The 13,489-nt window shown below is 42.7% G+C and carries 11 protein-coding genes; 7 read left to right on the top strand and 4 right to left on the bottom strand.

Annotated elements, in window-relative coordinates; all coding sequences use genetic code 11:
* Window positions 1-41: 41 nt before the first annotated feature.
* The 7 genes from murA to C5745_RS09405 all read left to right on the top strand — a co-directional run bounded on the left by murA (window position 42) and on the right by C5745_RS09405 (window position 7,496).
* Window positions 42-1,361, top strand: a complete 1,320-nt coding sequence (gene murA, locus C5745_RS09375) for a UDP-N-acetylglucosamine 1-carboxyvinyltransferase (protein WP_105716740.1) — start codon at window positions 42-44, stop codon at window positions 1,359-1,361.
* Window positions 1,362-1,573: 212 nt separating this feature from the next.
* Window positions 1,574-2,911 carry an ammonium transporter gene (locus C5745_RS09380; RefSeq protein WP_105716741.1) on the top strand — a complete coding sequence of 446 codons (1,338 nt, stop codon included), beginning with the start codon at window positions 1,574-1,576 and terminating at the stop codon, window positions 2,909-2,911.
* A gap of 170 nt (window positions 2,912-3,081) precedes the next feature.
* Window positions 3,082-4,872, top strand: coding sequence for a translation elongation factor 4 (gene lepA / locus C5745_RS09385; protein WP_105716742.1), 1,791 nt, complete (start codon window positions 3,082-3,084; stop codon window positions 4,870-4,872).
* Between the two features lie 22 nt (window positions 4,873-4,894).
* Window positions 4,895-5,779: a bifunctional 5,10-methylenetetrahydrofolate dehydrogenase/5,10-methenyltetrahydrofolate cyclohydrolase gene (locus C5745_RS09390; RefSeq protein WP_105716743.1), complete on the top strand. Its 885-nt coding sequence runs from the start codon at window positions 4,895-4,897 to the stop codon at window positions 5,777-5,779.
* Between the two features lie 68 nt (window positions 5,780-5,847).
* Window positions 5,848-6,405 carry a hypothetical protein gene (locus C5745_RS09395; RefSeq protein ID WP_105716744.1) on the top strand — a complete coding sequence of 186 codons (558 nt, stop codon included), beginning with the start codon at window positions 5,848-5,850 and terminating at the stop codon, window positions 6,403-6,405.
* A 106-nt stretch (window positions 6,406-6,511) separates the two neighbouring features.
* Complete coding sequence (locus C5745_RS09400) at window positions 6,512-6,964, top strand: GreA/GreB family elongation factor (protein ID WP_105716745.1); 453 nt, start codon at window positions 6,512-6,514, stop codon at window positions 6,962-6,964.
* Window positions 6,965-7,079: 115 nt separating this feature from the next.
* On the top strand, window positions 7,080-7,496 hold the full coding sequence (locus C5745_RS09405; RefSeq protein WP_105716746.1) for an SH3 domain-containing protein: 417 nt from the start codon (window positions 7,080-7,082) through the stop codon (window positions 7,494-7,496).
* A 19-nt stretch (window positions 7,497-7,515) separates the two neighbouring features.
* Here the strand turns inward: C5745_RS09405 and C5745_RS09410 are convergent, their stop codons facing one another.
* The 4 genes from C5745_RS09410 to C5745_RS09425 all read right to left on the bottom strand — a co-directional run bounded on the left by C5745_RS09410 (window position 7,516) and on the right by C5745_RS09425 (window position 13,488).
* Window positions 7,516-8,355: an MBL fold metallo-hydrolase gene (locus tag C5745_RS09410; protein ID WP_105716747.1), complete on the bottom strand. Its 840-nt coding sequence runs from the start codon at window positions 8,353-8,355 to the stop codon at window positions 7,516-7,518.
* 62 nt (window positions 8,356-8,417) lie between these two features.
* Window positions 8,418-8,927, bottom strand: a complete 510-nt coding sequence (locus tag C5745_RS09415; protein ID WP_105716748.1) for a hypothetical protein — start codon at window positions 8,925-8,927, stop codon at window positions 8,418-8,420.
* A 259-nt stretch (window positions 8,928-9,186) separates the two neighbouring features.
* Window positions 9,187-12,360 carry an efflux RND transporter permease subunit gene (locus C5745_RS09420; protein WP_105716749.1) on the bottom strand — a complete coding sequence of 1,058 codons (3,174 nt, stop codon included), beginning with the start codon at window positions 12,358-12,360 and terminating at the stop codon, window positions 9,187-9,189.
* A 3-nt stretch (window positions 12,361-12,363) separates the two neighbouring features.
* On the bottom strand, window positions 12,364-13,488 hold the full coding sequence (locus C5745_RS09425; protein WP_105716750.1) for an efflux RND transporter periplasmic adaptor subunit: 1,125 nt from the start codon (window positions 13,486-13,488) through the stop codon (window positions 12,364-12,366).
* Between the last annotated feature and the right edge of the window lies 1 nt (window position 13,489).

The following is a 13,489-nucleotide window of genomic DNA, read 5'->3' on the forward strand; positions in this document are numbered from 1 at the left end:
GAGATACTTGTTTTATTTAATTAAATAATACTATACTAAGTATGAACGCATTTGAAATAATAGGTGGAAAGAGATTAAAAGGTGAGATTATTCCCCAGGGAGCAAAAAACGAAGCATTACAGATTCTATCTGCTGTGTTGCTAACTGAAGAGAAAATAGTGGTAAGTAATATTCCCGATATTAAAGATGTGAATAAATTGATTGATCTCCTAATTGCATTGGGCGTTAATGTCAATCGGGTCAACAAAGATACCTATTCGTTTGAAGCAAAAAACATTAATATAGAGTATTTTCAATCGGAAGATTTTAAGCACAAAGGTGGGGGGCTGCGGGGCTCTATAATGATTGTCGGCCCATTGCTAGCTCGCTTCGGGAAGGCGGCGATTCCCAAACCAGGAGGGGATAAAATAGGTCGACGCCGATTGGATACGCATTTTCTTGGATTTGAGAAATTAGGCGCAAAATTCGTTTACGACGCGGAAAATAATTTCTTTAATGTGGACGCATCGCAGTTAAAAGGCGCTTATATTTTAATGGATGAGGCGTCGGTAACCGGTACGGCGAATATTGTAATGGCAGCCGTATTAGCTAAAGGGGTAACCACTATTTACAATGCTGCTTGTGAACCTTATTTACAGCAGCTTTGTAAGATGTTGAACCGTATGGGGGCGAAAATATCAGGTATCGGGTCTAATTTACTAACGATAGAGGGGGTCGAACGATTGCATGGAACAAGTCATCGTATGTTGCCGGATATGATTGAAATTGGGTCTTTTATCGGTATGGCTGCGATGACTGGGTCGGAAATCACAATTAAGAATGTTTGTTTTTCAGAATTAGGTATTATCCCGACCGTCTTTGCGAAGCTAGGAATAAAGTTTGATTTGCGTGGTGATGATATTTTTATTCCAGCGCAAGACTCCTATGAGGTCGAAACCTTTATTGATGGTTCAATATTGACGGTCGCCGACGCGCCATGGCCAGGCTTTACCCCTGATTTGTTGAGCATTGTCCTGGTAACAGCCATCCAAGCAAAGGGCAACGTATTGATTCATCAAAAGATGTTCGAAAGTCGCCTGTTTTTTGTGGATAAACTGATTGATATGGGGGCGCAGATTATCCTTTGTGACCCGCACCGTGCAACTGTCATCGGATTAAATAAACAAGTAAGATTGCGAGGTATTGAGATGACCTCACCCGACATTCGAGCGGGTGTTTCCCTTTTGATTGCTGCATTGTCGGCACAAGGACGATCCATTATATATAATATAGACCAGATCGAGCGTGGGTATCAAGATATTGAAGAAAGATTAAGGGCATTGGGGGCAAATATACGTCGAATCGAAGCGCCGGAAGCGTAGCTGAGGATATTATGATTATAAAGGGCGAGCATTTGTGTTCGCCCTTTCTTGTTTTTGGTGATTTTTTTTGAATTTATGACATTTTTTTTTGTGTGTTTGGTTTTTTTTTATTGTTTTTGTGCTGTAGAAATATTAAAAAATTCAATTTTTTATGTCAAATTGTGTTTTTTATAAATATTTTACATATAATTGCACTATAAAAGTTATGAAATATGTCTATTTATCAAAAAAAATCGTTTCTTCCATTTTTATTGATGGTTGTTTTAGTTGTTGTGGCGTTTTTCAATCCAGCACTACCGGTTGGTGCGGTTGAGCATGAGTATAATTCCGCTGATGTTGCCTGGATGTTGACTTCAACTGCGCTTGTTTTAATCATGACGCCTGGTTTAGCCTACTTTTATGGCGGAATGGTCAAAAAAAGAAATGTTATTTCTACTATGCTCCAAAGTTTTATCTGCATGGCGGTCGTGGCCGTGATGTGGGTCGCTTTCGGCTTTAGCTTGGTATTTGGCGATTCCATTGGAGGAGTTATAGGAGACCCGACTACTTTCTTTATGTTCAACGGCGTACTCGACCACGAGCCGTGGGATGGTGCCCCTACTATTCCGTTTGTGCTGTTTGCTATGTTTCAGTTAAAATTTGCGATTATCACACCTGCACTAATTACTGGCGCCTTTGCTGAGCGCATCCGTTTTATATCGTACATTCTGTTCATTTGTTTGTTCTTCATTTTTATTTATGCGCCTTTAGCACATGCTACCTGGCATCCAGATGGTATTTTACTCCAAATGGGTGTTCTAGATTTTGCTGGTGGAACGGTAGTTCATATGTCTGCCGGGTTAACGGCACTGGCTTCTGCAATTTATTTGAAACAAGGTAAAACGGCTAAAGTGCACACTCCGGCGAGGATAACGTATGTGTTATTAGGGACGGGGTTATTGTGGTTCGGTTGGTTTGGCTTCAATGCCGGATCAGCTTTTGCGGCTGATGCATTAGCTGCGACAGCTTTAGCGACGACAACAGCTGCATCCGGTGCTGCGGCTATTATGTACATCTTATTTGATGCGGCTCGAGGCATTAAACCTTCTGCTACGGGAACCTGTATCGGAGTTGTTGTCGGTTTAGTTGCCATAACACCTGCGGCAGGATTCGTGAGCATTCCACATTCTATCGTTATCGGATCGGTGGCAGCGATTGTTAGCCGGTTGTTGATAGACTGGCGCAGCCGATCGAATATTGATGACACCTTGGATGTGTTCCCTAGCCACGGTGTGGGTGGGATGGTAGGCATGGTATTAACGGGCGTATTCGCGCACTCCGCTATCAACGGAGCCGTAGAAGCAAACGGGCTCTATTATGGAGAAACGGACTTGTTCGTTGCGCACCTAATTGGTCTTGTGGGGGCAAGCATCTTTATTATAGTTGTCGCATTCATTCTTCTGAAAGTGACAGATGTGATAACACCCTTACGTGTCAGTGATCAGGAAGAGGAAGAGGGACTCGATTTGTCACAGCATGGTGAACGACTCTCTTATGATGTCCACAATTAACAAATACTAGTTACTAACTAAACAATGAAAGAGGCCGATGGAAATCGGTCTTTTTTTGTTTAAGCGTATTGTTTGGTTTCGCTGTTTTTTTGTTGTACCGTACTTTTACCCCCAATATCTCCTTTAAAAAATTTATATTTGCCAATTAGAATTATTGGATAAGGACCTGTATGAAGCATATACGTAATTTTTGTATTATCGCCCATATCGACCACGGAAAAAGCACATTGGCCGATCGACTGTTGGAGTTTACGAAGACCATTTCGCAACGGGAGGCTCAAGCGCAGCTGTTGGATAATATGGATCTGGAACGTGAACGTGGGATAACGATTAAATCGCACGCTATTCAAATGGAATACACCAAGGATGGCGAGCACTATATTTTGAACTTGATTGATACTCCGGGACACGTTGATTTCTCTTATGAGGTCTCGCGCTCCATTGCGGCATGTGAAGGGGCGCTGCTGATCGTGGATGCCTCGCAAGGTATCCAAGCACAAACCATATCCAATCTATATCTAGCTTTGGAACATGATCTAGAAATCATTCCTGTACTTAATAAAATGGATTTGCCGGGTGCAATGCCCGAAGAAGTAAAAGATCAGATTATCGATTTAATCGGAGGCAAGCGAGAAGAGATCATACCCGCGTCGGGTAAAACCGGGATGGGCGTGTCGGATATTCTCAGTGCTATTGTAGAGCGTGTTCCACCGCCGGTTGGCGATCCAAATGCACCATTACAAGCGTTGATCTTTGATTCTGTTTTTAACTCTTTTCGGGGAATTATGGCCTATTTTAAAGTGGAAAACGGTGAGATTCGAAAAGGCGACAGGGTTAAATTTGTAGCCACTGGAAAGGAATATTTCGCAGACGAAATCGGGACGCTTAAACTTAATCAAGTTGCCAAAGATGTTATAAAAACAGGTGACGTAGGGTATATTATTTCAGGCATCAAAGAAGCTCGCGAAGTGAAAGTAGGAGATACTATTACTCATCGTGATCGTCCTTGTACACAGGCGATACGGGGCTTTGAAGAGGTCAAGCCGATGGTTTTCGCGGGAATCTATCCGGTCGACACAGAAGACTATGAAGAGCTCCGTGAATCTATGCACCGGTTGCAGCTCAACGACGCTTCCTTAGTTTTCGAACCCGAATCATCTGCGGCGTTGGGGTTTGGGTTCCGATGTGGCTTTTTGGGGATGCTTCATATGGAAATTATTCAAGAGCGTCTGGAGCGTGAGTTCAATATGACGGTGATTACCACAGTGCCAAACGTTTCCTATCGCGCATTTCTTACAAAAGATAAAGAAGAGGTGGTTGTACATAACCCGTCGGATTTGCCCGATCCTAGTAAATTGGATTTTATCGAAGAACCCTATATAAAGGCAAATGTTATCACAAAGTCAGACTTCGTAGGTCCAGTGATGTCCTTATGTATTCAAAAGCGTGGGACTATTATCAATCAGTCTTATCTGACCTCCGATAGGGTGGAACTGACCTTTGAAATGCCCATGGGCGAAATCGTCTTTGATTTTTACGATAAGTTGAAGACCATATCTAAAGGCTATGCATCATTTGATTATCATCAGATAGGATACCGACAATCAGATTTGGTAAAATTGGATATTCGGTTGAATGATGAGCCTGTAGATGCTTTGTCTTCACTTATCCACCGAAGCAATGCCTATGATTTTGGGAAGAAAATTTGTGAGAAATTAAAAGAGCTTCTACCTCGTCAGCAATTTGAAATCCGTATACAAGCCTCTATCGGCGCAAAAATTATTGCGCGTGAAACAATTTCGGCTTTACGTAAAGACGTGACGGCGAAATGTTACGGAGGGGATATTTCCCGGAAACGTAAGTTGTTGGAAAAACAGAAGAAAGGGAAAAAGAGAATGCGCCAAGTTGGAAACGTAGAAATTCCACAATCAGCATTTATGGCTGTTTTAAAATTGGATTAAGAAGTAGATAATACGCATACAAATGAATTTATTAGACGGAAAGCTGGTATCAGCAAAAATAAAAGAAGATATTAAAAAAGAAGCGGAAGCATTTACGAGACAATCCGGACGTAGACCGCATTTAGTAGCTATCTTGGTTGGCAATGATGGCGGGAGTGAGACTTACGTAGCCAGCAAGATGCGTAATTGCGAACTAGTAGGTTTTGAATCGACAAATATCCGCTATGATGTGAATATTTCCGAAGAGGAGCTCATTGCAAAGATTAAGGAAATTAATCAGGATACCAGTATTGATGGACTAATTGTACAATTGCCTTTGCCTAAACATATTGATCCAGAAAAAATTACAGAAGCGATTGATTATCGTAAGGATGTAGACGGCTTTCATCCTATAAATTTAGGAAGGATGCAACGTAATCTATCTTGTTTTGTGCCGGCTACACCTTACGGTATTATGCTCATGCTGGAGTATTATAATATCGATACTGCAGGTAAGAAAGCGGTCGTGGTTGGTCGTAGTAATATTGTAGGTTCACCGATGAGTATCTTATTGGCTCGCAATAGTAATCCAGGAAACTGTACAGTGACCTTGACTCACAGTCGTACAGCAAACTTAAAAGACGAGGTACTCGCTGGAGATATCGTCGTAGCAGCTATTGGTCGTAAGCATTTTGTTACGGCGGATATGGTAAAAGAAGGTGCCGTTGTCATCGATGTAGGTATTAATCGGGAAGAATCTTCAGAAACGAAATCCGGTTTTAAGCTATACGGAGACGTTGACTTTGAAGAAGTGTCAAAGAAAGCATCTTGGATAACACCCGTTCCCGGCGGAGTGGGGCTGATGACAATCGTAGGCCTATTAAAGAACACGCTAGAAGCTGCAAAAGGTACGGTCTATTCGAAATAGTATGGTCGGGTTTGGTATAATAATTGTTTATATCTGTTATTAACTAATATAATATAAAGAAAAACGATATGAAGACATTATTGTTAATAGCAGCAGTCGCCAGTATTTCCTTGGCTACATCATGTAACAATACCAAAAACAATGATACTGATAGTGAAATGACGGCCGGTCAAAAACTTGATCAAACATTGGAAACACTCGAGGAGAATCAAGATCATGCAAAAGCTGTTTTAAAAGAAGAGTTAGCGAAGGCAGAAGACAGGGTGAATAAAGCAAAAGCTAATTTGGATGAAGCTGTTCGCAAAGGTGATAAACGTGCCGAAGAGGATGCTCGCGAAGCGTTGGATGAGGCGAACACTTTTTGGGACAAGACAAAAGCAACGGCACGTGAAGCTGGCCTCAAAATAGAAGAGGGTACAAATAACGCTATCGATGCAACTAAGGATGCCGCTAAATCCACGGGAAATGCGTTAGATAGGGCATATGATAAGACGGTCGATGCGACAAAGGATGCAGCGGACGCTACAGGAAAGGCAATAGATAACGCGGTAGAAAAAACCGGAGAGAAAGCAAACAAGGTTGCCGACGACGCTGAAAAGAAATTAAATGATTTAAAGAATCGCTAGCAAAAAGATTTTTCTGTTTATTTAAGCGTTAGCTAGCGTAGCTATAGGATATATCTTTGAACCTCCTGATTATTCAGGAGGTTTTTTATAAGTTTTATACCAGTATATGGATATTAAAATAAAAAAGCAATTATTAGACCATTGCTTTAAGCGAGTTGAAGGTCGAGTGACGGAAATCACGTTTGCGCTGCAGCAAGCCCAAGAAGCGATAGAAGGCGACACCAAGAGTAGCGCCGGCGACAAGTACGAGACATCACGAGAGATGATACAACAAGACTTAAACCGTTACCACATGCAGTTGTCGCAGGCAAAGAAAGATTGGGCTTTGTTGCAAAAAATAAATACTGGTGTAAAAGAAAAGGCAGAAATAGGTGCGGTAGTCGCGACGGAGCAAGTAACCTATTTCGTTGCTATCAGTTTGGGCGAGCAACAGGTTGATGGGATGCGCTTTATGGTGATTTCACCTTCGTCACCTATAGGTAAGTTGTTATTGGGGCATAAAGTGGGTAACGAGATTTTCTTTAACGGTACGAAGCAACAAATAATAGCTATCTATTAAAGGAGCGGCAGGATATACCAAACAATCATATAGGCTTTATTGTTCCATTGTAAAAGTCTATCCTGTAAGGTTTACAGCACTCAAAGCATTGTTCAGTCTTTAATAATTTCTTACGATGACGCTATTCGATAAATATAAAACACTTTTAGATGCAGCAGCGGATGCAATCATCGAGGGCCTGCAAGTTATAGAACAAGATCGTGTTCTAATTATCCGATGCGTGGCTCCCAATGCCGAAGTAAAAAATAAGCTATGGGACATCTATAGCCAGATTGATCCTAATTTTATTTCAGGAGAAGTTTTATTAGATGTGGATGTGTTGTCTGCTGTAAAGGGTTGTAAAGCCAGATTCATGGCAGACGAATCGATCTTAAACATCCATAAAGGTCCTGGGGTCGAACTCCCTATTATAGATCGTGTACGAAAAGGAGAAGTAATCACTCTAATTAGTCGTGCCAACGTCTACTGGTGGCTGATCCGCACAGATGATACCGAGGGATATTGCTACGCGCAACATGTAGAACTCGTATAATAATATAATGCCGTAAGCCTTAGCCAAACATGTCTTCTAGGCTGAACGCCTCCTTTAGCCTTACGCCTTTTTCTGTATAATCCAAAGTACAGCATGCATTCGTTGGATCGTGTTCGAGGAACAGTATGTATTCATTTTCAACAATTTCGTTCCAGTAGTGCTGTCGCTCATCCATAGTGGTTAGGGGCCTGACGTCATAGCCCATCACATAGGGGAGGGGAATATGCCCTACGGAAGGTAATAAGTCCGCCATGTAAAGAATTGTTTTTCCCCGATACTGGATTTGTGGAAGCATCATGGATTCGGTGTGCCCGTGCGCATAACGAATATCAATGTTAGGCGAAAAAGATTCTCCTTCCTTCACAAAATGCAGCTGGCCGCTTTCCTGGATGGGGAGAATGTTCTCTCGGAGAAATGAAGCTTTCTCTCGAGGATTGGGGTTTATGGCCCACTCCCAATGTTTTTCATTACTCCAGAAGCGCGCGTTTTTGAAAGCGGGAAGAAGGCGTTCACCGTCTCGCTTTATAGCACCTCCACAATGATCAAAATGGAGATGTGTTAGGATGATATCCGTAATATCATCGCGGTGGAATCCGTATTTTGCTAATGAACCATCGAGCGTGGCATCACCGTGTAGAAAATAATGGCTGAAAAACTTTTCGTCCTGTTTATCCCCGATTGCCGTGTCTATTAAAATCAACTGTCTGCCGTCCTCAATGAGTAGTAATCTATTTGTCCAAGTACATAGATTCCGTTCATCGGCGGGATTGGTGCGTTGCCACAATGATTTTGGCACTACACCAAACATCGAGCCGCCGTCTAACTTAAAGAATCCAGTGTCAATGGTGTATAATTTCATGCAAGTTTAAATTTCTCATCTATAAAAACGGTAGCATATTTAAACGTAGCGACTACCTGTATTTACTTTTTGAAAAAGCCGCCTAGCGCATCACCTAGTTTTCCTTTGGTGACTACACTTATAGCGTCGTCGATCCCCACTTTCCCATCACCGTTTTGGTCTAGGGCAGAGCCCGCGCCATCACTAGTGAGAGAACCTATGATATCACTGATATTGAAATCACCATTTTGTACTTTATTGGAAACCATGCTGATGATTTGTGGTATAATAGAACTAGCAAAGCCACCAGCAGTACTACTATCCAATCCTACGTTGGTACCCAATTTTGTGGTGAGTGAAGATATTATGTTTTTTACTACCGGATTAGAGGTCAACGTACTAGTGTCGCTATTACCAAGCATATGGCTCAGCTCGCCTAAATTTCCACCCGAAACGGCTGATTTTAAACCTTCAATCAACGACGAGCCAGTTTCCTTAGCCACATTTCCTGCTAAATTATCAGAAATATCTTTATTATTGCTAATCTCTTTAGTTGTTGCCTGCTGGATTATTTGCTGCAGTTTGTCAATCATGTTGTTGCGATTTTGTTACACAAATAAAGGTAAGAAATCAAATCTGTTTCTCCATGGATTGTGTACTTATATTTTAGGCGACGTAGTTATTCTATGACGTACTAGAGATTAGTCCATCCGTTCGTCTATATGAATACCCGTTTGTGCAGAAGAAACGACAAGCAGAGTCGATGGAGATCTCCTTTGAATACAATAGGCGAGCATCAATAATAATAAAGGACGCCACCTGGGCGTCCTTTATTATTATCATTTCGTATTATCAATGCGAACTCAAATTCTTTGCCTTCTCAGGATCAAAATTAGCTTCCAGTTCGGCAAGTTTTTTCTTTCCATAAGCCATTTTAGTAATCACGTAAAATAACACGGGAATTATAAATATACCGAGCAAAGTGGCAACACTCATACCGCCAAACACAGTCCAGCCGATTGTTTGGCGAGAAAAGGCACCTGCTCCGGTTGATAACATCAACGGTATAATACCTAAAATAAAAGCGAAGGATGTCATGATGATAGGTCTTAATCTCAACTTAACGGCATCCAAAGTCGCTTCCATCAGCGGCATCCCGATATCGACCCGTTCTTTTGCAAACTCTACAATAAGAATTGCATTTTTTGACGCAAGACCGATAATGGTCACCAAACCAATCTGTGCGTAAATATTGTTATCCAATGCAGGGATAAACAACAAGGTCAGAATAGCCCCGAATACGCCAATAGGTACAGATAATAGAATTGAGAACGGAACAGACCAGCTTTCATATAACGAAGCCAATAATAAGAACACAAATACAATACATAATCCGAAAATCATGATCGTCATGTTGCCCGATTGCTTTTCTTGTAGCGATAGACCTGAGAAGTCATACCCATACCCGTCAGGTAAAGTTTGCGCGGCGACTTCCTCCAAAGCCCGAAGGGCATCCCCAGAACTATATCCGGGAGCGGCGGATCCAGTGACCTCAATACTCCTAAAAATATTATAGTGGTTGATAATCGATGGGTTTTGAACGAGTTCCCAGTTAATGAGGGCGCCTAACGGAACCGATTCCCCTTTCACATTGTTGACATATAATTTATTCAGATCCTCTATGTTCATCCGATAATCTTGGTCAGCTTGTGTCACAACACGGAAGTTACGACCATAGCGCGTAAAATCGTTTACATAAGCAGATCCGAGGTAAGCCGATATCGTACTGTAAACAGATGATATCGGAACCGACATTCTTTTAGCTTGCTCCCTGTCCACCGTAATCTTGAAATTAGGGGAGTTTGAACTAAAAAGCGTATAGGCCATACCTATCTCTGGGCGTTGGTTCGCCGCGGCTAAAAACTGCCCGACAACTCCTTCAAACTGTTTTATATCGACCGTTTGATGATCTTGTACCATCATCGAGAATCCTCCCGATGTTCCTAATCCTGGAATAGCTGGTGGAGTTACCGCCAAGACACGAGCTTTGTCGTATCCGGCATATTTAGCCATAATACCGCCCGCAACATCGGCAGCGGTACGTGTTCGCTCTGCCCAAGGTTTTAAGGAGACGAACAATGTTGCTCCATTTGACTTAAACGATCGATTCAAAAGATTAATGCCGGAGATAAGTGTCATATGCTTGATTTCGGGAAAGTCTTTCCGTAAATCGGCTTCAATTTCGTCAAGTACCTCTGCTGTACGGCTTGCGGAAGCTCCCTCTGGTAAAGTTACTCCAGCAAAAAACATCCCATTATCTTCCGTAGGAATAAACCCAGTTGGTTTCACGGTGAACATATATCCTGTGCCTACGTATACACATACTAAAATAATAAGCGCTAACGGCGCTTTGCGTATAATCGCTTTTACACCCCTAGAATATTTATGCGTTACGCGATCGAACCAAAGATTGTATTTGTAAAAGAACTTATTTAAACCTTTGGCATCTTTGTTTACCGCAGTAGGTCTCATCATAATGGAACACAATGCCGGTGTCAAAGATAATGCGATAAAGGCAGATAAGAGGACAGAAACAGCAATTGTAATAGCGAACTGCTGATAGAGTTGTCCGACCATTCCGGGTATAAAACCTACCGGTACAAATACGGCGGCCAGAATAAAACCAATGGCTATAACGGGAGCTGTAATATCTCGCATAGCGTGTCGGGTTGCTTCTTTGGCATCCATTTTATAATGGTCAATATAGTGCTGCACAGCTTCTACCACGACGATGGCATCATCCACCACGATACCGATGGCCAATACGAAAGCCAATAGCGTAAGGTTGTTGATTGAAAATCCGAACAGCGTGAAGAAAATAAATGTTCCAACGATGGAAACTGGAATTGCCAGCACCGGGATCAAAGTAGCTCTCCAAGATTGCAGGAAGAAGAATACCACTATGGTAACTAATATCAATGCTTCCACCAATGTGTGAATAACCGAAGAAATGGACGCCTTGACCACCGAAACCGTTTCATAACCCACAACGTAGTCAACGTCCTCCGGAAATGATTTTTTTAGCCCTTCCAATGCGCTATATATGCCCTCAGCTGTTTCCACGGCATTCCCACCGGGTGTTTGGGCAACCATCATCCCAGTCGAAACCATACCATCCACTCGTGTAGTGGTTGAATAAGCGAAAGAGCCCAATTCCACTCTTGCCACGTCTTTAAGTTGTACGATAGAGCCGTCAATGGGATTGGTTTTGACAATAATTTCTTCGAAGTCCTCCTCGGAAGATAGATCAGAGTCGGTAATAACCGGATATTCGAATACCTGTGAGTTATGTTGAGGGGGCGCACCTACTGACCCCCCAGGCATACGCAAGTTTTGCTCTGCGATTGCGCTGGAAACATCTGCAGGGGTCAAATTTAGCGCAGCCAGCTTATTGGCGTCAAGCCATATTCGCATAGAGAAAGGCTGGCCGAAGGCGGTCACGTCACCCACACCGTTTACCCGCATGATGGCATCTCTAACGTATAGGTTAGCGTAGTTTGCTAGAAATTTATCATCACGTGTCCCATTTGGCGACACCAACGATACAAGCATCAAGATATCCGTATTAGCTTTACGCGTTGTTACTCCTAAACGACGTACAGCCTCGGGTAAAGCCGGCTCGGCAATACCCACACGGTTTTGTACGTCGAGCGTAGCGATATCGATGTCTGTCCCCACTTCAAAAGTTACCGTTATGCTGGACTGCCCATTTGACGTACTATTAGAAGACATGTAGATCATACCCGGCGTACCGTTAATCTGACTTTCTATAGGCGTTGTAACCGTCTGTTCAACGGTTTGCGCGTCCGCACCGGTATAATTTGCCGTCACTGTAACGGTCGGAGGAGCGATGGATGGGTATTGACTGATGGGCAACGTCATGATGGAAATCGTACCTATAATCATGATCAATATAGAGATAACGATTGCCGTAACGGGCCTTCTTATAAAAACTTCTGATATCATTTCTTATTTACTTTCTTCTTTTTCAATAACTTTTGCTCCACTTCGTACATTCAAAATGCCGTCGACAATGATTTTGTCTCCTACGTCTATGCCTGAGTTTACTACCACTTTGTCACCCAGCTTCAAACCCAGTTCTACAGGACGTATATCTGCTTGGCTACTATCGTTTACTACGTACACATTGTAAACACCTAGCTGATCCTGAACGGCTTTAAATGGGATAACCAATTGCTCCGTAGCCGATGTGCTCTTCACATTCATCGTAAGATTCATGCCCGCGCGCAAATCGTTTTGCGGATTGCTGAACGACGCCCGTACTTTCAAGCGTCCGGTGGTAGGGTCAACAGCTCTATCCATAGTCGCAATTTTTCCAGCAAGTGCGTATGTGCTTCTATCGGGCAAGGAAACACTGATTTCCGTAGATGACCTGCCTGACTCATAAGCAGCAAACTCAGAAATCTCCCTCTCACTAATTTGAAATTCGACGGCAATAGGGTCGATAGCACTGACGGTGTTCAAAAGGGTCGTGCCTGGAGAAACTAAGGCACCGATACGTACTTGCGAAATGCCGACCGCACCGCTAAACGGTGCCCGTATGATAGAACGTTCTAAGTTTGTTTGTGCGGTCGTCAAGGCAGCTTGCGCAGCTTGTACCTGCGCTTTTTGGTTGTTTACGTCTGTAAACGCGTAATCCAACGTTTGTTTTGCTATCGCATCCTGGTCAGCTAGTGTCTGGTAGCGTGTCAAATCTTTCTCAACACGTTGAAGGTTTGCTTTTGCAATCTCCAAGTTGGCCTTTGCCTGATCTACAGCTGCTTGATAACGGATGCGGTCAATTTCATACAACGGCTGTCCACGTTTTACCATGGCGCCATCCGATACATATATTTTAGTTACATAGCCTGATACTTCCGCTAAAAGATCGGCTTCTTGTAGCGGAACAACGCTAGCAGGATAGTTCTTAATACCAGAAACAATCTGTTTTTCAACGGTTGCCGTTGTCACGGGGATAGCCATTTCTCCCGGAGTCGCCCCTTGTTTTTGCTGTGCTCCATCCTTGGAGCTGCAAGATTGCCAGAATATTGCAGAACCTATAATTAGTGCAGAAAATAAATAGTTCTTATTCATG

This window comes from Sphingobacterium haloxyli (assembly GCF_002980525.1).
GTDB classification, from domain to species: Bacteria; Bacteroidota; Bacteroidia; order Sphingobacteriales; family Sphingobacteriaceae; genus Sphingobacterium; species Sphingobacterium haloxyli.

Coding starts and splice junctions, on each gene's coding strand:
- C5745_RS09400 (WP_105716745.1), top strand. CDS start 6,512: ATGGATATTAAAATAAAAAAGCAATTATTAGACCATTGCTTTAAGCGA.
- C5745_RS09425 (WP_105716750.1), bottom strand. CDS start 13,488: ATGAATAAGAACTATTTATTTTCTGCACTAATTATAGGTTCTGCAATA.
- C5745_RS09405 (WP_105716746.1), top strand. CDS start 7,080: ATGACGCTATTCGATAAATATAAAACACTTTTAGATGCAGCAGCGGAT.
- C5745_RS09420 (WP_105716749.1), bottom strand. CDS start 12,360: ATGATATCAGAAGTTTTTATAAGAAGGCCCGTTACGGCAATCGTTATC.
- C5745_RS09415 (WP_105716748.1), bottom strand. CDS start 8,927: ATGATTGACAAACTGCAGCAAATAATCCAGCAGGCAACAACTAAAGAG.
- C5745_RS09410 (WP_105716747.1), bottom strand. CDS start 8,355: ATGAAATTATACACCATTGACACTGGATTCTTTAAGTTAGACGGCGGC.
- C5745_RS09390 (WP_105716743.1), top strand. CDS start 4,895: ATGAATTTATTAGACGGAAAGCTGGTATCAGCAAAAATAAAAGAAGAT.
- murA (WP_105716740.1), top strand. CDS start 42: ATGAACGCATTTGAAATAATAGGTGGAAAGAGATTAAAAGGTGAGATT.
- lepA (WP_105716742.1), top strand. CDS start 3,082: ATGAAGCATATACGTAATTTTTGTATTATCGCCCATATCGACCACGGA.
- C5745_RS09380 (WP_105716741.1), top strand. CDS start 1,574: ATGTCTATTTATCAAAAAAAATCGTTTCTTCCATTTTTATTGATGGTT.
- C5745_RS09395 (WP_105716744.1), top strand. CDS start 5,848: ATGAAGACATTATTGTTAATAGCAGCAGTCGCCAGTATTTCCTTGGCT.